Below are 23,107 nucleotides of genomic sequence, written 5' to 3'. Positions count from 1 at the left end.
TTTCATTGCTCAGAGTTTTTCCCGTTCAAGGAACTTCCTTACATCCTCCTTCAGCCACTGATAGAGATAAAGGTTCTTATAGCCGCTGTTTTTCTTGAGCATCAGCGACACGTTGGCCTGGCTGTTTTCATAGCCGGTAAGCTCGTTGCGGAACTGTGCGCTATGCTCTGCCAACCGCTTGATCTCCTGTTCCCTCTCACGGCGCAGCACGGTGCATACCGGTGTCAGGATTTTCAGTACGACACAGTCCATGATATGATGCCCCTGCATATAGAGATAGGCCGTATCGGGAGTCAGCCCCAGCTTTTCCAGTTCCTTGCCCAAACGGTCTATATCGTCCGCATGCTGCGGGAAACGTGCCTGCATCTCCGACAGCTTTGCAGACACCTCCTGCTGCATTTCATCCAGGCTACGATAGGGGCAGCGAATATTTACATCACGCAAACGCACGCAAGCATTGAAATCGTACATGGGAAAAGTATGCGTGTCACGCCGGCGGTAAAACCAGATGTTCCACAAAAACAAGGGATAGGCTATCTGCGAATAGCGCCTCAGAAAAGCCGGAAAATCCAGTATGAATCTGTCGTTCAACGTAGCTTGCACACAAACATCACGCAAGCTGTCAGCGAAACAATGAAAATTCTCGATGGCATATCCATAGGTTTGGAAGATATAAGGATTATGGTTCAGCTTCCGTGATACATTAGTGGCTCCCTGCAACAAGAAGTCATAATCACTGTCCACACAGGCAATCAGGCTGCGCCCCAGCTCGGCAGTATTCAACGTATTCATCAACACCATCTTTTTGCCTTTTGCCAACGAGGTGGACGAAGGAAGCATTACTTGGAAATAACGTTCGTCATTTTCGAACTCGGACAGCAACGTGCGCCAAAAAGCCACATCGTCATAACTCTCCACATACGCCACAATACGTCTGCGAGCCTTTTTTGGTGAAAGCTTACGTGCAGCATCCAGATAGGCCGAAGTAAGATTATTTTTTAGAGAAGTTGCCATACTTTATCACCTTGCCACCTCATTACCGATAATCGTTGATATGTCTTCAACCTCCGTCACTGCATCCAGCCATCCTTCCATGATGACGGCCGGCGAGTGGGTGGTGAGGACAAGTTGCACGTTGGGATTCAATTCACGTATCATGCCGATAAGCTTCTGCTGCCACTCTATATGCAAGGACGCTTCCGGTTCATCCATGAAAAGGACGCAATGTCCGCCGTCGCGCACCAGCACGGTAAGCAGAATCACAAGCATCTGCTTCTCACCGGACGAAAGCTTATAAGGTGAGAGTCGCTCGCCATCCTGATGGAAAACGATCTCATTGCTTCTGCGGTCTATCTTTTTGCGGGTATAGCTGAACAGCCCATCCATCAGATCCTGAAATTTCCTCTTGGGAGCGGAAAGGGAAGAAGCCATGCTACGCTGCCCTTCATCCCCACCCAACAATTCAATCATCTTGTTGCCCACATTGACCTGATAGTCCAAATAACGCCTCTGCAACAAGTAGATCTGCCAGTCCAGTTCCGACTTTACTTCCGGGTCGGCCATGCGTGCAGTGAAATCCCCCATAATAAGTGGGCGGTCATAACTGCGGATCACATCATAAGGTATATAAGTAGCTTCCGGATTATCGAAAAAGACGTGCACTCCATTCTTCTCATCGCTTTTCACTTCACCGGAAGTCTGCTCCAGATAGCCCACAGAACGGTTCAAAATGGTAGTCTTCCCTACTCCGTTAATGCCGGAAAGAATATTTACGTCGGAACGCAAATCCCATGCAATATCATACCGATGCCACAATCCGTGTATCTCGATACGTTTGATATAATTGGCCTGTACTTCCATGATTTTTGCTTTAATTTGAAACAAATATAAAGAAATATCTCTGACTTTCACTCTGCCGAAGAATAAAATCATTCATTGTCCGGCAATTCCATGCAAAAGCGCGCACCATCTTTATAAGATGTATCAAGATAAATAGTTCCACCCAGCCGATTGAGAATGAGGCGACAAGAATACAATCCTAATCCGATGCCCGGCGTAAACTCGTCTAACTTGGTGAAGCGGTCGAATATATATTCCGCTTTATCTTCAGGAATACTGATGCCGGTATCGGTTACACAGATACGCACTTTTCCCTCCAAATGCACCAAGCCCATACCAATGACACCAGAATCGGCAAACTTCATGGCATTATTCAGGAGATGCTCCAATGCATGTTGCAGATGTATTGCATTTGTCTTTATCAGACACTTGTCGCTCGTAGTGTTTAACACGCATTTAAACCCAAGTTTATCAGCTTTTACCTGATATGCTTCCGCGACATCAAGACAGACAGGCAATATGTCTATCTGCTCCATGGGAAATAAATCCAAAGAGCTGCTCAGATCAGACATGTGCAAAATACTCTCGAAGAGTTCTATCAGTTGCCGGGAGTTTTTCTCTATAATGGCCGGAAAATTCTTTTTTTCTTCCATATCCACATCTTCATCCAGCAAAAGGGCACTGAAACCACTGATAGAATTCAGAGGGGTACGTATTTCGTGAGACATGGATTGAAGAAACTCTGTCTTCATACGGTCGCTCGCCTTGGCCCGTTCACTTTCCTCGGCAACCTTTTTATTTGCCTGAAGCAAATCCAACTGCGCAACCTTCAGCCGCTTCTTCAGCCAATACTGATAAAGTCCCCACGTAAAAAAGATTAATGAAAACACCAAAACGACTATTAAAGCAATGCCATGATAACGTGCCTGAAGTTCGGCCTGCTCCATCTTCAGCTTGTCAACTTCAAACAATGAGCGCATTTCAGCCAACTGCCTGTTTGTCTCTTCCACCCGGTTCTGCTCCATTAAAGCATTATATTTCCAAAAGGCTTCAAACCCCTCCTTATAGTGCTGCCCCCACCGAGTAACCAGATCAATCTTATTAGCAAGCAGTTCGGATTGCCGGTTTATATCCGCCGAATCTGTCTGTAACAGCATTTCATCCACTGTCTGCATAGCCTTGTCATACTGCGAGGAGTAGAGATAATAGAAAAAGGAAGATGATAAGAATAACTTTCGGTCTTTCTTCGAGGTGTGTTTCCGATAGAACTCTTTCATCTGTGAATAGATGCCATCCAGTCTTTTCTGTCCTATGATATTTCCGAAAAAAAGCATCTCACTATAAACACCCACACGTAATTCCTCCCTCCTAAACACACTGTAATAAGTACGTCTTTTGAAAAACGGGAGTTCAAACTGCCTGTCATAAAGCTGTTCTATTTTCTCCAAAGCATCCACCGCCTTAGCAGCATTTATGTCTCCTCCTTCACTGCGATAAATAAATTCCACACGTGTAAGATAGTACCAATTAAACTTATAACAGACTTCAAAAGGTAGATTATCAATTAATTGCTGAATATTTTTCAAATGAATGATACGATCTTCCGAGAAAACAGATGACGGCGAAAAATAGTTAAGGCATTCCATGGCCGAACACATAATCATTTCCCACTGTAATTCCTCCGGTCTATTTGAGAGATCAGCCTTATGCTTTTTGTAATATGCAATCTCCTTATTAGCCTCATCCGGCTTTTCCGCTTCGTCCATTTTACAGACAGACGGATAGGCTTTGAGCCATGCCATGTAAAAATCCTTATAGGGACCCGTTAAGCACTTCTTTCCCACCTGCTGATAACAGTTCAAGGAATCCGGAACATTCTTATGAAGACGGCAAAGTATGTCAAGCGTTTCAAAAATATATGACTGGTCTTTTAACTGAATGGCCAAGTTCAAAGCCTCACGGATATAAATACTCCTATCCGTATCATTGTCGGACAAATCGTGCAAATCTATATACAGTTCCATTTGGTTTCGCCTGTCAAGGGGCTTTTTACGCAGTGCTTCCAACAGGTTCTTTCGGATTTCACCGGAATCGGGACTCTGTGAATATCCATTCGGTATGGAAAAAAGAAAGACCCATACCATTATTACAGTTCTTATCAGATTGTTTTTCATAATATAGACAATTTGCACATTCTGCCACTATGCCACAAATATAAAATAAATTGAAAGGAAGAACAAATATATTCACATATAACTACGTATAAATGTTTTTCAACCAAAGAGTCTATATCTTCGGATTGTCCATGACCTGCCTCCACCGTTGCTATAATCTTAGGCATGGGCACTTTTACGATGCAAAAGGGGATAGCTATCGCTTTGGTATTTTCAGGAGTATATATCGTTACGCAAAGCAAATCACGCAAAGACTTGGAACAGGAAGGGGAAGTGCCATAATCTCCTGCAATCCCCCTTGAAATTCCGGTTGTTTATTTTTTCAATCCGGCAAAATAAGTGTCAAGCAGGTTCTTGGCTGCTACAAAAGAGGTCAGATTGCCCTGCAACACCTGATTTTCCTTATCAGTCAGCATAACTTCTATCTCCGGATTATGATAGAAACTGTCACGAAGTTGCTCGTTAATCGTTTCATACATCCAGTATTTGCTTTGCTCGTTGCGACGATATTCAAAATAACCGTTATCCTTCACGAAATCCACATACTTATAAACCATGTCCCAGATTTCTTTCACTCCCAGATTATAGAAGCCCGAATAGGTAAGCACCTGAGGCGTCCATCCACTTTCCGGAGCAGGGAAAAGGTGCAAGGCACTGCGGAATTGTGAAGCCGCCAACTTGGCACGCTCCAGATTATCCCCATCTGCCTTATTGATGACAATGCCATCTGCCATCTCCATAATACCACGCTTGATGCCTTGCAGTTCGTCACCCGTGCCGGCAAGTTGGATAAGCAAGAAAAAATCCACCATAGAATGAACGGCTGTCTCACTTTGACCCACTCCCACCGTTTCCACGAATATCTTGTCAAAGCCGGCAGCTTCGCACAGCACAATCGTTTCACGTGTTTTGCGGGCCACTCCTCCCAACGAGCCTGCCGACGGGCTGGGCCGAATAAATGATTTGGGGTGAACGGAAAGTTTCTCCATGCGTGTCTTATCGCCAAGAATACTTCCTTTGCTACGTTCGCTGCTGGGATCAATGGCAAGAACCGCCAACTTGCCGTCATACTTATCAAGAACATGCAGGCCGAAAACATCAATAGAGGTACTCTTGCCTGCTCCGGGTACACCACTGATGCCCACACGGATAGAGTTACCCGAATAAGGCAGACATTTCTCTATCACTTCCTGTGCTATGGCCTGATGCTCCGGCTTCACGCTTTCTACCAGCGTCACGGCCTGACTCAGTATTGTAACATTGCCTTTCACAATACCATCCACATATTCTGCCACGGAAAGCTGACGTTTCCTGCTACGCCGTTTCAGATAAGGATTGACAGATGACGGTTGCTCAATGCCTGCATTGACAGCCAAGCCCTTGTATGCTTCGTTATTCTCTGGATGTTCCATGATAATCTTTTTTTAGTAACAGGCAGTCGGCAGTTGCTACTGTTTTGCCTTTATATTGATTTCCACTTTGGGCTGCATCGGATCATTCGTTATAATCAACAAACGTAAATGGCGGCGCTTCTTGCCTATATTTTTCTTTTCTACTGTCACACGGAGGCGGGTACTTTCACCGGGTTGCAACACACTTTTCTTCAGGTTGACGCCTACTGCCGGATGGAATACCTGCAACTTGTTTATCTGCAAAGGAGCATGTCCCTTATTGGTTATGGCAATATCTTGCCGGGCCTTCGATTTCTTAGCCAATACATCGCTCATGTCAATCTCTTTGGCTGAAAGGTCAATAACGGGTGCGTTCGCCTTTTCCGTGGCAGTCATGCCGGAGAAATCCGGCAAGAGAACGGCAGAAACAGGGATTTCATTTTCATCCCCTACCTTGTCTCCGGCAAAACGCGCCAGATAGACCGATGCCTGTGTCAAGCCTAAATCGGTCAGCTTCTCTGAATTCAAAGTCAACGTGATGATACCTTTTTCTCCTTTCTGAAGCACATTGGGCTTGGCTTCCATTTGCAAATAAGGCGGCAGGTGCATCAGGACCGGCTCGTATGGGCGTTCGGAAAGATTGACCACACCTATATGCATCGTTGGATGTTCACCATGCTGCATATCCGGAAAGTCAAGGCTGTTCTTATCAATGCGTATCTGTCCGATCAGGTACGGGTGTGTCCGGGTAAAATCCTTGATTGCCCGTACCACTTCCCCGTTGAACTTCAAGTAAACCAGATGAGGCTGTGCATTAGTGTGTATTGCTACCGACTTTTGGAAATGCCCCAATGCTTCCGCATCGAACGTGACATTGACAACTCCTTTCGCTCCCGGGGCAATAGGGCTTTTGGTCCATTGAGCCACAGAGCAGGCGCAATCCGGCTCCACCTCCGTAAGCACCAGAGGTTGGTCACCCGTATTGGTTATGGTGTATTGCGCCGTCACCGGCTGCTTCCATTCAATCTGACCGAAACTGTACATCTCGGTGTTGGAGGTAAAACGTGACTGAGCCACGGCTGCCAATGCCACGGCAGCAAGTGTGTATAAAGTAGTAAAGATGCGTTTCATTTATTTTATTTCTAAATTGGCTGCACAAAAATAAGGGTTTTCAATGAGAGTACCTAAAATAGAAGAACGCAAATTACTTAATAGCTACCGTTCCACCTGCCGAATGCGAAGCATATTCCGGAGCATAGGCACACTGTATGGTAGCCAATCCTACCTGATACGTTCCGCCACGGGCTATGCGGTAGCTATGTTCCAACACATATACTCCCTTATCCAAGTGATCGAAGAAGAAGTTGGTCGCGGCATCTTCCACTTCCACATAATAGCCGAAACCGTTGCTCCAGCGATAACCGGAAAGTGAGCCTACCGGTTCAAAACAAGCGGCGCTCCGGTCTTTCAACTGAATGAAATCCATAGCACGGTCAAGGCTGATGGTGAGGCGTGAAACGACCTTGTCCCCAACAGACAATCCTGCAATGCCGGCAACCGACTGCAAGGATTTCTTGCCATCTGTCGCCACACGTTCAACGTACAGTTTCTTTTCAATGTTTAATTCCCTCCCCTGCTGCTTTACTTCGGTTACCGGCGACAAATATTGGGCATAAACAGCTCCCCAGGCAATTCCGGCATCCCGTTTCTCCACGGTGATAGACTTAACCTTCAATTCAGGATTGTCTTGCGTAAAGGTTTCCCTTACATAACCCAGTTCGGGAATTATAGTTTTTGCCGGCGACAAGGTTTCAAGAACCTTATTGCCTAAAGTTATACGTACGTCCCCACGGTTTTCCAGCAAGTCACTACCCTGACAAAGCAGCGCATAAACGGCATCTGCGGTAGCCACCGGAGAATTCCAGCCGGCAGTCTGTTTCTGTTTCAACAGCCAAAGCTTCATTTCTTCCATCAAGACATCATTTCCGCCTGCCCTGTGCAGAGCTTCCATGACCTCCACATGAGCAGTAACAGATTGCATGCCCCAACTGTAAGGATCGGCATGGAAAGCAAAATAAGCTCCCATTTCATCAGTCTGCACCAAATGTTCTTTGAGGGAAGCGATGAATTCATCCGCTTCGGCAGTGCGACCCGCAGCTTTCAAGATTGCGGCGGACTGCGCTTTAGTTATCATCGTGCCGTTTTCAAGATTGTTGCCCACCTTAGACAAGAAGTAGCGATAAGCCGCCTGGTTTTCTGCCGGCACTTTTTCACCGCTGAGAGCAATCAGATATAGATACTTCATGGCCGCATTTGAAAGTACCGGATATTTCGCACCGTTATTTTCGGCTTTACGAAGGTTATGATATTCGGCCAAAGCTTCCTTGTTGATGTAACCGAAAGCTTTCCTTTTCATTTCAACTATTTCTGAAGGTTGTTTTTCTTTAGTCATGGCAGAAAGGCGCACAAGCAATTCCGTGATATAATCAGTGATATGCAGGCTGCTGTACATGCCTTTGTACCAACTCCATCCACCATCTTCACCTTGTAATTCTTTCAACTTGGTGAGTGCAGACAAATTACGCCCATTCAATTGGTTAAGATCAAACAGCGTAGCAATGCGAGCTTGCCGTTCGGTCTCGGTAGTAGCTTCGAGCAGCCAAGGGGATTCGTCAAGCAAGATATTCTTTACATCCTGATTTTTCTCCAACCGGCTGAGGAAATCCTCTTTCGTGACACCTGCCAGCTTCCAGCGATTGAATACCGACTTGATACGCGGTTGGCTGTTGGCAATAAAGCCGGCCAGACTATTGGCATAGTAAGCCGTAGCCCACGAAATAGCATTATCACCTGTAGGCAGGCTCAATACCGGCAATGCCTGCACGGCATACCACGCCGGATTACCTGTAAACTCCACTGTCAGACGACGGTCGGTTGCCGTACGGCTGTTACGGTTAAAGAGGCTGTCCAATGCAAAAGTACGGATCTGCTCACCGCGAACAGGCATGGCAACAGTCTCCGTAAGATACTCCTTGTCACTCAAGACAGGCAGCAAATGTTGCTCTCCGTCACTGAACGTACCTCCATCGGCAATCATACGGACACCAAGCAAATCATAGCGGTCGGTTACATCAAGATGGAAGTTGACAGAGGCAGTCTTTCCTGCTTTTACGGTAAATTTCTGCTTCTGAGTAGAGACTGTCTTTTCTGTCACAGGGTCGAAAAGAGTGAACGTAACCGCACCTTGTACCGTTTTCCCTGTCAGATTGGCAATGGAAGCAGCTATCTGCGTCTTATCCCCCACACGAATAAAACGGGGCATATTCGGAGTCAGCATAAATTCTTTGGCAGTGACCGCAGCAGCACCAAGCATTCCTGTCATCATGTCTCTGGTATGCGAGTAGCCGCAGAAATTCCAACGTGTAAGACTTTGGGGCATCGTGAAGGAGAAAGCGACCTCTCCCTGAGCATTGGTACGAAGCTGGGGATAGAAGAAGGCCGTCTCAGCAAAATTGGTGCGAAGGCCGGACATCTGCTCACCGCCAACAGGTATCATTTCTTCCTCAAAAACAACATCAGCCACTTCCCGGTCTTCAACCATCGCAAGCTGTCCGCCGGACTCGGCGGCAGGCACAAACGGCGTCTCTGCTTTTGCGGTCTCTATCCCATTAGCCTTTCCTTGCAATCTCAAAGCCACACTGCCGCGCCCCATGACGGGTGTTTCCATCAGAACGCCATCCGATACAGCTCCCGCCATTTCCATCACTGCATTATAGGGAGAATAAAAATAATCAAATGCCCATACCGGTATCTTCCAAGTCTTCAAAGGGAAATATATTGAGAAACGATTAGCGTCATAATGACTTGTCCTCCGAAAAGCACCGTAAAGAGCACTCGGATAGAACACCTGCAAAAGCTGACTGCGGTTATAAATCTTATCCAATGAAGCATCGTACATGGTTGCCAGCATTTCGGCGTCGGCAGGCATACCTTGAGGTGTCTTGATGGCAAGTTTCCATTCCTCCTCCTGCCCCGGACGCAAACGGTCGCGGAACACTTCCCATTTCATGAGGAGAGTGCGTTCGGGCTTCCGTTTCTTCAGATAAATTTGCCGGCTGTACATCTCACCGCCTTTCACAAAACAGAAAAGCAGAGTGACGCCATCGCCATACGCTTCTTTATAAGGATATTCCATACGCAAGATGGTATCATTCAACTGCAACACGCGGCTTTCAATGCGCTTACGGTCACAGAAAACATCCATCAGTACATAGGCATCCCGATAAGAAGTGCCCAATAAAAAAACGGCAGGATGCCCTGTATCGAATTCCTCATTTTCTTCATGATAGAAGAAGTCCGTAAATGCAGCCGGACGTGCATCACCTTTTGAGAAAAGCAAGAAACCGTTTACAGCATATTCTCCGCTATTCTCCTCATGTCCCAAGCTGTCACGGACAGAAAGCTCCAGACGATATTTGCCCGAAGGCAGCTTACTCCAGGAAGCGAAATCCTGAAGCTGATTGGCGACAAATTCACCTTCCAGTACAGGGCGTTTGGCGTCTGCTGTTTTTTCCGCCTTTATATCAGCAAGCGGATAGAGGCGGTAAATGCCTTTCACCTTCAAAGGGATGTTTAACCTGTTGCTCACTCCAAAGGTGAAAGACATGCTGTCTTCCTTACAGATGTACTGAGGCAACCGGACATCGAACAAATAGGCATCAGATCCTGCCAACAGATTGTAGGAAGCTGTTTGTGTTTCACCGGCTTCATCCGTCACAGCGGCTTCTATATTATATGTATATACATATCCGAATCTGCCTGTATTCTCGGCCGATGCATCCAAAGTCAAAGGAATGAAAAAATCACCATCGGCATTCAGCGATATAGTATCGGCAAGCAGCGGTTTCTCGGTACTATTCCAATAACTCGGTCTCGGATTACGGCGGGTTACGGTATAGGCCAGCGGCACATTCTGCACCGTCATCCCGTTGAAAGCTTTCACATTTCCTTTCAATACCACTTTGTCGCCTAACCGATAAGCTTCCGAAACCGGAGTGAAAGTTATTTCAAAACCGGGCCGCTTGTATTCTTCCACTCTGAAAGAAACAGACGACCGTGAATCTTTGGTCTGCACGCTGAACACACCGTTCAGGCAAGCTGACGGAAGTACAAACTCAGTCGTGAAGGAACCGAAGTCGTTGGTCCGCACTCTCTTGGCGGCAATCTCCTTCCGGTTGGCATCCAGCAGAGCTACTTCATAATCCACCCCTTCCTGCACACGGGCACTATCCTTGTTTTGCCGATAGGCTATTCCCTTCACATAGACAGTCTGTCCGGGGCGATAGAGCGACCTATCAGTCAACAGCGCCACCTGCCTCCGATCGGCATCTGTGCCATTGTCATACTCACGACTCATATATACAGACTGCGGCATCATGGCAGTATCTTTGCCCTTACGTGCCACATAGCTGTGGATTCCCGCCTGCCAGGGCAGTACAGCCTTTCCACCGGCATCTGTCACCGCCTCCGCCAAAAGTTTCGGGTTCCGTGTGCCATAGGAAGAATAGAAACTGACTTTCGCCTCGGCAATGGGCTGACCGGTAGAAGCATCCAGGGTGACAACTTCCGTACGCCCGTCTCCCAAGTTCAATGTAAGCACCTTGAAGCGGGTAGATACCAAGAAATGATCGTCGGTGCGGGCATTCTCCGCATCAGACACCACCTGAAGGATATATACACCCGTTTCCTGAGGAATACTGAACTTAAACACCGTGTCCGAAGAAAGATAAGGCACATCTTGGGGTAACTTGTCCCTTCCCGGCAACGGCTGCAAAGCAAAGTGTGTGGAAGACAGCTTCCGAGCATACTTCCTGTAAGTATCTTTATTGATGCCATGATCCATCCAAGACACTTCACTCAACGTGGTGGCATACAGATTCAGCGTAAAACCGGACAAGTTACGGAAATTGACGTTCACATCCACCGATTCGCCGGGATATCCGCTTTCACGCATAGTTACGAAAAGCTCCGGTTGCAATATCTGCCCGCGAATGTTCTTCAGTTCATCGATGCGCTTATAGGCCGGATAGCGTTTCAGTCCTTCATCGCAAACTTTCAGCGCTTCGCTGACACTACGCCCCTGCGTACCGTCACGCAGCCAGGATGCTTTCTTTATATAAACTTCAGCACATACTTCGCGGTCACCGAATTCTTTTATCAAATCATTCAATGCCCGGAAATACTCTTTGTCAGCCTGCTCTTTCCCCGTCCTCACGGCCGGATAGAGCCCATTGCCGACACCGCCCGCAATTTTCCAATCACAATAATCAAGCGAACAGATTATTACGGCATCTTCCGAACCGGCACGATGCCGGTAGGTATTTATCATATTCTGATAGATTGCATCGATCCGGGCAAGCATCAGAGTATCCACGTTGAACCCATCCAGATCTTCGTAGGCAGAGACGGCGCGTCTCGCCAGCAAATGATACATGTCATGCCGGTAAAAACGGCTGCCGTCTTCCAGAACAGAAAAAGGCACATACTTCTCCGCAGAGGCTGCAAGCAAACCGGCCGGATTCTGCAAGGATGCGCGAATCTCTTCGTCTATCTTGCCCACAAACTGGCCGATGCTCCATTCTCGGACATCACCGGGAACCTCATCCACATCCAGGTCTGTGCGCGACAGCAGAGCACGACGATTACTCCGCATGACATCAGCGTACTCATGCGCCAGCAGTGAATGCAAGATTGCCTTATTCACCGGATCCTTCTCCGACTGCGCCCAACGCTCCATCGCCTTCAGGTCGGCATACAGGCTGTCCGGAGTCAATCCCGTCCTATAAGTTTTCCGGCACATATACGCCTTCAACATTTGCGGAGCATTCTGCTCTCTTTCCCCTTTCCGGTATATTTCACCGGTCAGCTTTATTACAGTCTGTGGCAGGCTCTTTTTCTGAGCCTGTTCCACTTGTTTCCACAATTTGTCATACGATTGCGCACGCAATGCCGGGAGTCCGAAAACAGCCAGCAACAACAGCATGGCACAAAATCCTTGAAATTTCTTCATCGCTATTCGGTTGTTAGTCTTTGTATTAAAGACAAAGGAAACGAATTAAGTTTAAACAAACGTACTTTTAATGATAATTTTTTGAAAAAAGAAAGGTTGAGACACACCTTCAAAAGAAACTTTTCCTGCTTGATTCAAAAAACTATCTTCACCGCTTCGGCGATTAATTTCTGCCACCCTAAGAAACTAATATTTTCCTTACTAAGAGCCAATCGTCCCACAGCCGTTAAATTATCGTCCCATATCTGTTTTCTTTTCGTCCCACAGTTGTCGGACGAAAAGAAAACAGATATGGGACGATTAATTCTTAGTAAACAAAGACATAAAATGCAGTGATACGGAAAATAGTGCTTGGGGAAGTGCTTTTTAGTTTATTTTGAAGTAAAAGCAATAAATTCACAATGAATACGATACGACAAAATACAGAATCCGTAAAAAAGGTCAATCGTTCAGTAATAGGTATAGCAATCAATTGATAGGAACTCCATAATTTTGACCCGGCTAAAACAATGTTATAAATCAAAAAAGAGAAAACATGAAAATACAGAAATTAAAGAGCCTTGCATTGGCACTGCTTGTCGGCGTAATAGGATCCTGTTCAAGTAGCAGCGATAATGAGCCTGAAAGAACTTATACCCTTACCGCTTCTGCCACTGAAGGTGGCACAGCGGCAAGCGAACGGACATCATACAAAGCGGAAGAATCGGTAAGCGTAACTGCTACTGCTGACGATGGTTTTTCTTTCAGCGGATGGTATGAAGACTCAAACCTTCTCTCTGCTGAAACTACTTATACATTTGTGATGCCTGCAAGAAACGTTCAGTTACAAGCCAAATTCGAACCTGTATCTCAGCCGACAGGAAACGGACGTTATCTGGTGGTCTATTATACATGGAGCAATCATACGGAGGCAGTTGCCAATGAACTGCACTCTATTGCAGGAGGGGATATTGTGAAAATCACGCCGACTGCCCCTTATACAACAGATTATAACACGATGCTGACCGTGGGACAACAAGAACTCAATGCAATAGACAATCAGGGAACCTATCCGGCCATCAATACTAATGTGGAAAGTTTCGAGGATTATGATGTCGTGTTTATCGGCTACCCTCTCTGGTACAGCCGCATGGCTACCCCGATGCAGTCTTTCCTTCATAGTCATGCTTCCAAACTGTCCGGAAAGAAGATAGCTTTATTCTGTACAAGTGCCAGTAGCGGAATGTCCGGTACGATAACCGATGCCCGCCGGCTTTGTCCCGAAGCAAATTTTCCGGAAAGCCTTCGCATAGGTTCTTCATCGGCCAACAACTCACACGACGACCTCGTCAGTTGGCTTGGACGCATCGGGATTACAATTAATCAACAATAAAATAAGAAATATGAGAAACCTTTTATTCCTAACTGTCATAGCTGCACTATTGGGCAGTTGTGCCAGCCAATCGGCAATCTTTCCCTTGGAAATGAAAGCACCCTCTGCCAACAACACCGGAGATGTCAGAATTTCCATGCTGAAAAATTCAGGAAATAACATGATAGTCCACTTCATGTTTGAAAAAGGAAGTCGTAACTTCTGGCACTATCATCCCGATGCGGAACAGACTTTGCTCGTACTCGATGGTGAAGGCTATTATCAGGAAGAAGGTAAGGCAAAACGGCTCATCCGAAAAGGAGATGTTATCGTTACACCTCCCAATATGCATCATTGGAATGGAGCCACACCCGGAAAACGCATTTATTGTATGACCGTCACCGAGCATTCACCCGAAAAACATGTCATACAATTGCGGGAAGTGACAGAGGAAGAATATTCAGAAACAATAAAACATTGAAGCAATGGATATGATGAACCAAAATAAGAAGACGGCTATTATGAAAGATAGTGAAATGAGTCGTCGCGGCTTTTTAAAGACAGCGGCAGTCGTAGGCGCAGCACTAACCATAGAACCTGCTATTAATAAGGTAAATGCCGCAAATGCCATACTAATGGTGTGCTTGACGTGTGCCGTGAGCTTGGTATCGGCTTTGTGCCTTATAGTCCCATTAATCGTGGTTTCCCTGGCGGATGTATCAATGAATATACAGTGTTCGATGCAAATAACGATAACCGACAGACACTGCCCCGCTTCCAGCCCGAAGCCATTCGTGCCAACACACGTATAGTGAATGCACTGCAACAGTTCGGACGCACGTATGGCATGACTTCGTCTCAAGTAGCTCTCGGTTGGCTGTTGCAGAAAGCACCGTGGATAGTCCCGATTCCCGGCACAACAAAACAATCTCACTTGGAAGAAAACCTGCACACATTGGGTTTCAGCATTACATCCGAAAAATGGAAAGAATTGGAAAATACAATTGCCACTATCCCCGTAACAGGCGATCGGTATAATGCCGAGCAACAGAAACAGGTAGGGCGCTGATAGCCAAATGTGAATATTGTCATGGAATACACCTTAAAAGGTTGTAATTTCCTAAGAAATGAGAGAATCGCTTCTCTCAATTCTTAATGGTGTAACCCATCATCAGCATCTCATTCCGGCCTACAAGGGATAGAATGCGAGCAAATGTGCTCATTACTTTTTTCATAATCTTAAAAAATTAAACTAATACCTGAAAACTAAAAATCCAGTTGCTTTTATGTTTTACAGCACAAAAATAGAGCCTTTAGTCAAGACAGCAATCAATACCAAGAAGAAAAGCATGTTTTATAGCATTTTTTTTGATATACATCAAAAACTGAAGCATGAAAATACAAATCACCAAACAATCAAACATGGGAGACATTTTAGCTGCGAAAAAGATAAAAGAATGGAATTAAAGAACTTTTTTTGGAAACCTGCAACAAATAAGACAACAACATATAAAGACAAAGCACGCTTCTTTTTCATTCTTCCGATGGCAGATGCCACAGAGATATAAAAAAGAAGTGTGCTTCGCTTATTGATCTTCCAAGATTATTTTTCAGGGGTCTGTTCCAGTGTAGCTACCAGGAAATCGTAGAACTTGGAAACGGTAGGAATCAACGCACGTTCGTCCGGAGAGTGAGGAGAACGCAAAGTAGGGCCGAATGAAATCATATCAAGACCCGGACAATTAGCGCCGATAATGCCACATTCCAGACCGGCATGGATTACCTTCACTGCAGGTTCCACACCGAACTGCTGTTTGTAGGACAACTTCATGGCATGCAGAATCGGTGAATCAACGTTAGGTTGCCAACCGGAATAAGCACCACTCAATTCCACCTTCATACCTGCCATAGCAAAACATGCACTCAAGCTGTCTGCCAAAAAGTCCTTCATAGTGTCGCAAGAACTACGAGCCAAAATACGGACATCCGCTTTACCGGCGGCAATAACAACAATAGCCAGATTGGAAGAAGTTTCCACTGTATCGGGTACAGTGGGTATCATGCGCATCACGCCATTCTGACAGGCCATCAGTACACTGATCATATTGTCCTGAATTTCTGCCGGAACGACAAAAGCAGGTACTTCCACATCTTCAATCTTCAATGTAATGCCACTTTCAATAGGAGCATATTCGGCATTAAGCTGTGCCTCATATTCCCTAATATAATCTTCCAGACCATCCATATCTTCCGGATCGAACACGAGCACGGCATGTGCTTCGCGCGGAATGGCATTGCGCATATTTCCACCCTCGAAGCAAGCCAACTGCGAATCAAATTCAATCAGCAAGTCATGCACTATACGCGCCAGCAGCTTGTTGGCATTGCCACGTCCCTGATTGATTTCCAAACCGGAGTGACCGCCACGCAATCCTTTCAGGGTTATCTTACGAGCAGCCAAACCATCACCCGTTTTTTCCTCCTTATATTCCAGCGTAGCAGTGATGTCTATACCACCTGCACAGCCTATATAGAGTTCGCCCTCGTCTTCAGAGTCGAGATTCAGCAGGATTTCCCCCTTCATCGTTCCGGGCTTCAGACCAAATGCACCATACATGCCGGTTTCTTCGTCCTTGGTAATCAATGCTTCCAACGGGCCGTGTTTCAGGTTCTTGTCTTCAAGCACCGCCATGATGGCAGCCACGCCCAGACCGTTGTCCGCCCCAAGGGTAGTACCCTTAGCCTTTACCCACTCACCGTCAACATAAGTTTCAATAGGGTCTTTCGTAAAGTCGTGAACGGTATCGTTATTCTTTTGAGGAACCATATCCATGTGCGCCTGGAGAATAACACCCTTACGGTTTTCCATACCCGGAGTGGCGGGCTTACGAATTATAACATTGCCGATTTCATCGACAAACGATTCCAAACCGAGTCTCTTGCCGAAGTTTACCAAAAATTCGGTAATCTTCTCCATATGTCCCGACGGGCGTGGAATTCGGGTCAGCGAATAGAAATGCTTCCACACATTCTGTGGAGCCAACTGTAAGATTGTACTCATAATTTTAAGAAGTTAGTTTTCGCAAATATAACGGTTATATTTCAAAATAGTACCCCATATTCTTAATTTTGTTTTCCTTGCAATCCCGAAAGTATGAGGGAAAAGTTTTATATCATAGGCGTAAAAGCCTCTTTCATCGATTGCTCAATGACAGATGAAGCCAACCACAAATGCCCAGCACAATGACCAACAACGTCTGTATGCCATGCACTATCAAGGCAAAGACGCCTGCATCCGTATCATTTACTCCATAGAGCATCATCATGGTGATGACGGCAAAGTGCCAAGGCCCCGCTCCGTTGGGGGTCGGGACTATCACAGCAAAAGTCCCGCCGACAAACATCACCAGTCCGGCAAGGAAACTAAGATGTTCCGTAAACTGGAAACAATAGAAGGTAATATAAAAATGATAGAAATAACAAATCCAGATAAGTAATGTATAAAGGATGAACAAGGGGACATTCTTCACATTCCTGAGAGAAACCACCCCTTCCCATACATTCAACACCACCCCTTTCACTTTCTCAAAAAAAGAGAGCATACGCAGCAGGTAATACAAAAGTACCAGTACGCCAACGACGGAAAATAAGGAAACATAGAACCAAGGCGAAGTGAACAGATGCATCAGTGACGGAATTTTAGTCCCCGTCTCATCAAAGAACTTGAAAAATACGGGCATTTGCAGCAGGAAAGTAAAACCTGTAATCAGAAGTATGCAAAGTGTATCGACCAAACGTTCGGTAACCACCGTTCCCAAAGACTTGGCAAAAGAGACATTATCATATTTGGAAAGCACCCCACAACGGGAAACCTCACCGACACGGGGCAGAACCAGATTGGTTGCATAAGAGATGAATATGGCATCCACACAATCTCCGGTTTTGGGATGAGCATCCAAAGGCTCCAAAGTCTGCTTCCAACGCCAACCGCGAAACACATGGCTCATTACACCGAAAAACAATGAAAACAACATCCACCACCAGTTTGTACCATGTAGTAACACTTCTTTCGCACGCGCGAAATCAAAATCACGATACACCCAATAAAGGATAAAGCCACCTAAAAAAATAGGCAAGACAATTCTCAATGTCTTTTTTAGCAGTTTATTCATTAAAGTACGCTCTTCATTCTTCATTCTTCATTGAAAAGAATTACCTTTGCTCCGTGGAAATAGGCGCTCGCATCATTCTTTGCAGGCCGCAAAGATAGTGCAAACCAATAGCAGAACAAAATAAGCGTACTTATTTTTTTATGCGAAAGTGCAGCCCATACCCGCATAAACAAAAATAACGATTCTGTTGACACATGAGATTAGTAAAACCTAAAAAGTTTCTCGGCCAGCACTTCCTGAAAGATTTGAAAGTAGCGCAGGATATAGCCGATACGGTGGATGCATGCCCCGGAATCCCGGTACTGGAAGTAGGTCCGGGCATGGGTGTATTAACCCAGTTTCTGGTAAGAAAAGAACGTCCGGTCAAGGTTGTAGAAGTTGACTTCGAGTCGGTAGCCTACCTGCGGGAAACCTATCCACAACTGGAGGAACATATTATTGAAGACGACTTCCTCAAAATGAACCTGCAACGACTGTTCAATGGAAATCCTTTCGTGCTGACAGGGAACTATCCTTATAACATATCCAGCCAGATTTTCTTCAAAATGCTGGAGAACAAAGACCTCATTCCATGTTGTACAGGCATGATACAGAAAGAGGTGGCCGAGCGTATTGCCGCAGGTCCGGGCAGCAAAACCTATGGTATTCTGAGCATACTGATACAGGCATGGTATAAGGTGGAATATCTGTTTACAGTCCATGAACATGTATTCAATCCGCCTCCCAAAGTAAAAAGTGCCGTTATCCGCATGACCCGCAACGAGACACAGCATTTGGGATGCAACGAACAACTGTTCAAGCAAGTAGTAAAGACCACCTTCAACCAGCGCCGAAAAACATTGCGGAACTCCATCAAACCCATACTCGGTAAAGACTGCCCATTGACAGAAGACGCATTATTCAATAAGCGCCCGGAACAACTTTCGGTACAGGAATTCATCAACCTGACCAATCAGGTTGAACAAGCATTGAAACATATAAATGATAATTTAACAGCAACAGACAGTTAAATTATATAACAACGAAAACAGCATGGAAATAGACGAAGAATACATTGACAAAGTCAAAGGCCTTATTGAGCAGAAGGATGCAGAAAACGTCAAGTCGCTCTTGATTGACCTCCATCCGGCAGATATTGCAGAGTTATGCAATGACCTTGCTCCGGAAGAAGCCCGCTTCGTTTATCGTCTTCTCGATAATGAAACCGCCGCAGATGTATTGGTAGAAATGGACGAAGATGTCCGGAAAGAATTTCTGGAAATCCTTCCGTCCGAAACCATCGCCAAGCGCTTCGTGGACTATATGGATACTGATGATGCTGTTGATTTGATACGAGAGCTTGACGAAGATAAACAGGAAGAGATACTTTCGCACATCGAGGACATCGAACAGGCAGGTGACATCGTTGACTTGCTGAAATACGATGAAGATACGGCCGGTGGTTTGATGGGTACGGAAATGGTTACCGTCAACGAGAATTGGAGTATGCCCGAATGCTTGAAAGAAATGCGCTTGCAGGCAGAAAAACTGGACGAAATCTATTATGTGTATGTCATCGACGATGAAGACCGTTTACAGGGCGTTTTCCCTTTAAAGAAAATGATCACTTCCCCGTCTGTTTCCAAAGTAAAACATGTGATGAAAAAAGATCCTATTTCAGTCCATGTGGACACTTCAATAGACGAGGTGGTACAGATTATCGAAAAATATGACTTGGTGGCTGTTCCCGTAGTTGACAGTATCGGACGCTTGGTGGGACAAATCACCGTGGATGATGTCATGGATGAAGTACGCGAGCAATCAGAACGTGACTATCAGTTGGCATCCGGTTTGTCGCAAGACGTGGAGACGGATGACAATGTAATGCGCCAGACCTCTGCCCGTCTTCCGTGGCTACTCATCGGAATGTTGGGAGGTATCGGCAACTCCATGATTTTAGGAAACTTCGACGCGACCTTTGCCGCACACCCCGAAATGGCATTATATATTCCGCTAATCGGCGGAACAGGAGGAAATGTAGGAACACAGTCATCCGCCATCATTGTACAAGGCCTTGCCAACAGCTCGCTGGATGCCAAAGACACATTTAAGCAAATAGCCAAAGAGGCAGTAGTGGCAGTCATCAACGCAACAATCATATCTTTGTTAGTATATATCTATAATTTTATCCGGTTCGGCTCCACAGCCACCGTCACTTATTCCGTATCTATCAGTTTGTTTGCGGTAGTCATGTTCGCATCCATATTCGGCACACTCGTACCCATGACTCTGGAGAAGCTGAAAGTAGATCCTGCCATAGCAACCGGCCCGTTCATATCTATTACCAATGACATCATAGGTATGATGCTGTATATGGGAATAACAGTATTGTTATCTTAGACCGACTCTTCCCACCGATAGTTTTCTCCTAAGGGAAAAGATTACAGATAAACAGAAAAAAAACAAGAAAATAGTATGAAGTAATTATTTTATTTCATTAATTTGTAGCTTAATGTAACCCGAACGGGGTATCCCGTTTCTAAAAAGTAAATGCAATGACGGACACTCATGACACTAATCTCCCCGAAAAGTCGATGGAATTAGAAGAAGAAAAGAAAGCAGCAGAGGTTTCTGAACCGGCAACAACAGAAACTCCGGCTGAAGAAATGGTTTCGGAAAAGCCGGCAGAACCAGCCCCAAAACTCACAAAGGAAGACATACTTTCCAAGTTGAAAGAAATCGCTGCAAACGTGGAAAACGCCGCTAAAGCTGAAATTGACGGCTTGAAGCAAGCTTTCTACAAACTGCACAATGCCGAACAGGAAACGGCCAAAAAACAATTCACTGACAATGGAGGTCTTTTAGAAGAATTTATTCCTCAAACAGATACAGTAGAAGAGGAGTTCAAGAATACCATGTCCGTCATCAAAGAGAAAAGAAGTACACTTACAGCCGAACTGGAAAAGCAGAAAGAGATGAATCTGCAAATCAAACTCTCCATCATTGAAGAACTGAAAGAGTTGGTAGAATCTCCGGAGGATGCTAACAAAAGCTATACAGAGTTTAAAAAGTTGCAACAACAATGGAATGAAGTAAAACTCATACCGCAAGCCAAAGTAAATGAACTTTGGAGAAATTATCAATTGTATGTAGAGAAATTCTATGACCTTTTAAAACTGAACAACGAATTCCGCGAATACGACTTCAAGAAGAACCTGGAAATCAAGACCCATCTTTGCGAAGCTGCCGAGAAACTGGCGAACGAAGCAGATGTGGTATCAGCATTTCACCAATTACAGAAATTACATCAGGAATTTCGCGACACAGGACCTGTGGCCAAAGAATTGAGAGAAGAAATCTGGGTACGTTTTAAAACGGCTTCTACCACCGTAAACCGTCGTCACCAGCAGCACTTCGAAGCTTTGAAAGAAACAGAACAGCATAATCTTGACCAAAAGACGGTGATTTGTGAAATCATCGAAGCCATAGACTATAATGAACTGACCAATTTCACATCCTGGGAAAATAAAACTCAGGAAATCATAGCCCTGCAAAATAAATGGAAAACCATAGGCTTCGCCTCGATGAAGATGAACGCCAGAGTTTTCGAACGCTTCCGTAAGGCATGTGACGAATTCTTCCGTAAAAAAGGAGAGTTCTTCAAGATACTGAAAGAAGGAATGAACGAAAATCTGGAGAAGAAACGCGCTTTGTGCGAAAAAGCAGAAGCACTGAAAGACAACACCGACTGGAAAGCCACTGCCGATGCGCTGACAAAACTTCAAAAAGAATGGAAAACAATCGGCCCGGTAGCTAAGAAATACTCGGACGCTATATGGAAGCGGTTTATCTCTGCCTGTGACTATTTCTTCGAACAAAAGAGCAAAGCCACTTCTTCTCAACACTCTGTAGAGCAGGAGAATATGGACAAGAAAAAGGCCATCATCGAAAAGCTGGGCAATATCAACGAAGATACAGATACCGAAGAGGCCGAGCGACTGACACGTGAGTTGATGAAAGAATGGAACAATATAGGACATGTTCCGTTTAAAGAGAAAGATAAGCTTTACAAACAATATCACAGTCAAGTGGACAAACTGTTTGAACGCTTCAATGTCAGTGTCTCCAATAAAAAGTTAAGTAATTTCAAATCTTCTATCAGTTCCATTCAGGCAGGTGGTTCTCAAACACTTTACAGAGAACGTGAAAAGCTGGTCCGCACTTTCGAAAACATGAAAAACGAACTGCAAACTTATGAAAACAATCTCGGCTTCCTGACTGCGTCTTCCAAGAAAGGGAATAGCCTGCTGACCGAGATTAATCGTAAAGTTGAAAAGCTGAAGGCTGACATTGAATTGGTAAAGGAAAAGATTAAAGTGATTGACGAAAACATCAAAAACGGAGAATAACACTTCACTGATATCAATAAAAGAGAGTATGTCTTGACAATCAGGGCATACTCTTTTTTTATATTAGAACATTTATGAATACACTTAATGATACTATAAGAAAGGGCACTCTGAAATTTGCTCTTTGCGCAACCATTCTATCAGCATTGGCAGGAGGCATCGCTTACTATATCGACCATTCTACGACTAACCTAAGCGGCACGTACCATTCTGAAGACAATACACTCTACCCATCTCTCGAATTTAAGGGTAAATCAACAGTCACTCTGACAGCTTTGATTGTTCCCTATACTACCACCTATACAATAGACGACAACTATGTGAGAGTAGAGACGGACAAAGGTTCGCTTCTTTTCAAGATTATAAACAACAAGACACTGCAAGGCGAAGGCTGGTGCAAAGGAACCTACAAAAAACAGTAAATCCTTGCCGATATTGTCAGCAAGGATTTACTGTTGGGCTACCAAGATTCGAACTTGGAATGACAGGACCAGAATCTGTAGTGTTACCATTACACCATAGCCCAATAACAGGTACATTCCTGTTTTGCGGTTGCAAAGATACAAAGATTTCTATAATCCAAAACAAAATCTGATATTTTTTTCCTAAAAAACTGATAAGACACCGTCTCCCAAAGAATTATATAACTAAAAAAAAACAAAAAATGAAAGACTTTTTCTCTTTTACGTGTTTGATATAAGAAATCAACGTATATTTGTCAAC

Annotated in this window: 15 protein-coding genes, 1 tRNA gene and 3 pseudogenes; 10 read left to right on the top strand and 9 right to left on the bottom strand. The window is 45.0% G+C overall.

All coding sequences use genetic code 11. The features are described from left to right. Positions 1-9 precede the first annotated feature (9 nt). The 3 genes from BACHE_RS06425 to BACHE_RS06415 all read right to left on the bottom strand — a co-directional run bounded on the left by BACHE_RS06425 (position 10) and on the right by BACHE_RS06415 (position 4,013). Complete coding sequence (locus tag BACHE_RS06425) at positions 10-1,014, bottom strand: DUF4435 domain-containing protein (RefSeq protein ID WP_013546877.1); 1,005 nt, start codon at positions 1,012-1,014, stop codon at positions 10-12. A gap of 6 nt (positions 1,015-1,020) precedes the next feature. Beyond that, positions 1,021-1,860 carry an AAA family ATPase gene (locus BACHE_RS06420; protein ID WP_013546876.1) on the bottom strand — a complete coding sequence of 280 codons (840 nt, stop codon included), beginning with the start codon at positions 1,858-1,860 and terminating at the stop codon, positions 1,021-1,023. Positions 1,861-1,928: 68 nt separating this feature from the next. Further along, positions 1,929-4,013: a sensor histidine kinase gene (locus tag BACHE_RS06415; RefSeq protein ID WP_041579236.1), complete on the bottom strand. Its 2,085-nt coding sequence runs from the start codon at positions 4,011-4,013 to the stop codon at positions 1,929-1,931. A 138-nt stretch (positions 4,014-4,151) separates the two neighbouring features. Between BACHE_RS06415 and BACHE_RS17735 the strand changes: the two are divergent. Beyond that, positions 4,152-4,295: pseudogene (locus BACHE_RS17735) on the top strand (DMT family transporter); the annotation flags it as partial. Positions 4,296-4,327: 32 nt separating this feature from the next. Here BACHE_RS17735 and meaB read toward each other — a convergent pair. The 3 genes from meaB to BACHE_RS06400 all read right to left on the bottom strand — a co-directional run bounded on the left by meaB (position 4,328) and on the right by BACHE_RS06400 (position 12,473). Beyond that, positions 4,328-5,425 carry a methylmalonyl Co-A mutase-associated GTPase MeaB gene (meaB, locus tag BACHE_RS06410; RefSeq protein ID WP_013546874.1) on the bottom strand — a complete coding sequence of 366 codons (1,098 nt, stop codon included), beginning with the start codon at positions 5,423-5,425 and terminating at the stop codon, positions 4,328-4,330. Positions 5,426-5,461: 36 nt separating this feature from the next. Continuing rightward, positions 5,462-6,535 (bottom strand): DUF1573 domain-containing protein, encoded by a 1,074-nt coding sequence (locus BACHE_RS06405; protein WP_013546873.1) that lies wholly within the window; start codon positions 6,533-6,535, stop codon positions 5,462-5,464. A gap of 73 nt (positions 6,536-6,608) precedes the next feature. Continuing rightward, on the bottom strand, positions 6,609-12,473 hold the full coding sequence (locus BACHE_RS06400) for an alpha-2-macroglobulin family protein (RefSeq protein WP_013546872.1): 5,865 nt from the start codon (positions 12,471-12,473) through the stop codon (positions 6,609-6,611). Between the two features lie 535 nt (positions 12,474-13,008). On the opposite strand from BACHE_RS06400, the gene BACHE_RS16620 reads away from it, so the two are divergent. The 5 genes and pseudogenes from BACHE_RS16620 (at position 13,009) to BACHE_RS06375 (ending at position 15,392) form a co-directional block, all read left to right on the top strand. After that, positions 13,009-13,845 carry a flavodoxin gene (locus tag BACHE_RS16620; protein ID WP_013546871.1) on the top strand — a complete coding sequence of 279 codons (837 nt, stop codon included), beginning with the start codon at positions 13,009-13,011 and terminating at the stop codon, positions 13,843-13,845. A gap of 10 nt (positions 13,846-13,855) precedes the next feature. Continuing rightward, positions 13,856-14,305 (top strand): cupin domain-containing protein, encoded by a 450-nt coding sequence (locus BACHE_RS06385; RefSeq protein ID WP_013546870.1) that lies wholly within the window; start codon positions 13,856-13,858, stop codon positions 14,303-14,305. A gap of 4 nt (positions 14,306-14,309) precedes the next feature. After that, a pseudogene (locus BACHE_RS18060) lies at positions 14,310-14,414 on the top strand (twin-arginine translocation signal domain-containing protein); the annotation flags it as partial. Between the two features lie 29 nt (positions 14,415-14,443). Next, a pseudogene (locus BACHE_RS06380) lies at positions 14,444-14,893 on the top strand (aldo/keto reductase); the annotation flags it as partial. Positions 14,894-15,110: 217 nt separating this feature from the next. Further along, a complete protein-coding gene (locus BACHE_RS06375) occupies positions 15,111-15,392 on the top strand; it encodes a hypothetical protein (protein ID WP_013546869.1) in 282 nt (93 codons plus the stop codon). Between the two features lie 35 nt (positions 15,393-15,427). On the opposite strand, the gene BACHE_RS06370 is transcribed toward BACHE_RS06375, so the two are convergent. Continuing rightward, positions 15,428-16,885, bottom strand: a complete 1,458-nt coding sequence (locus BACHE_RS06370) for an aminoacyl-histidine dipeptidase (protein WP_013546868.1) — start codon at positions 16,883-16,885, stop codon at positions 15,428-15,430. A 133-nt stretch (positions 16,886-17,018) separates the two neighbouring features. Continuing rightward, complete coding sequence (locus BACHE_RS06365; RefSeq protein ID WP_041579696.1) at positions 17,019-17,996, bottom strand: lysylphosphatidylglycerol synthase transmembrane domain-containing protein; 978 nt, start codon at positions 17,994-17,996, stop codon at positions 17,019-17,021. A gap of 194 nt (positions 17,997-18,190) precedes the next feature. Here BACHE_RS06365 and rsmA point away from each other — a divergent pair, with 194 nt between their 5' ends. The 4 genes from rsmA to BACHE_RS06345 all read left to right on the top strand — a co-directional run bounded on the left by rsmA (position 18,191) and on the right by BACHE_RS06345 (position 22,806). Then, positions 18,191-19,006, top strand: coding sequence for a 16S rRNA (adenine(1518)-N(6)/adenine(1519)-N(6))-dimethyltransferase RsmA (gene rsmA / locus BACHE_RS06360; RefSeq protein ID WP_013546866.1), 816 nt, complete (start codon positions 18,191-18,193; stop codon positions 19,004-19,006). A 22-nt stretch (positions 19,007-19,028) separates the two neighbouring features. Beyond that, positions 19,029-20,375 (top strand): magnesium transporter, encoded by a 1,347-nt coding sequence (mgtE, locus tag BACHE_RS06355; protein ID WP_013546865.1) that lies wholly within the window; start codon positions 19,029-19,031, stop codon positions 20,373-20,375. Between the two features lie 155 nt (positions 20,376-20,530). Next, complete coding sequence (locus BACHE_RS06350; protein WP_013546864.1) at positions 20,531-22,384, top strand: DUF349 domain-containing protein; 1,854 nt, start codon at positions 20,531-20,533, stop codon at positions 22,382-22,384. 74 nt (positions 22,385-22,458) lie between these two features. Beyond that, positions 22,459-22,806, top strand: coding sequence for a hypothetical protein (locus BACHE_RS06345; RefSeq protein ID WP_013546863.1), 348 nt, complete (start codon positions 22,459-22,461; stop codon positions 22,804-22,806). A 33-nt stretch (positions 22,807-22,839) separates the two neighbouring features. Here BACHE_RS06345 and BACHE_RS06340 read toward each other — a convergent pair. Then, a tRNA-Gln gene (locus tag BACHE_RS06340) sits at positions 22,840-22,910 on the bottom strand. Between the last annotated feature and the right edge of the window lie 197 nt (positions 22,911-23,107).

This window comes from Bacteroides helcogenes P 36-108, assembly GCF_000186225.1.
Taxonomy (GTDB): domain Bacteria; phylum Bacteroidota; class Bacteroidia; order Bacteroidales; family Bacteroidaceae; genus Bacteroides; species Bacteroides helcogenes.
This window is presented reverse-complemented; position numbering and strand designations above follow the sequence as displayed.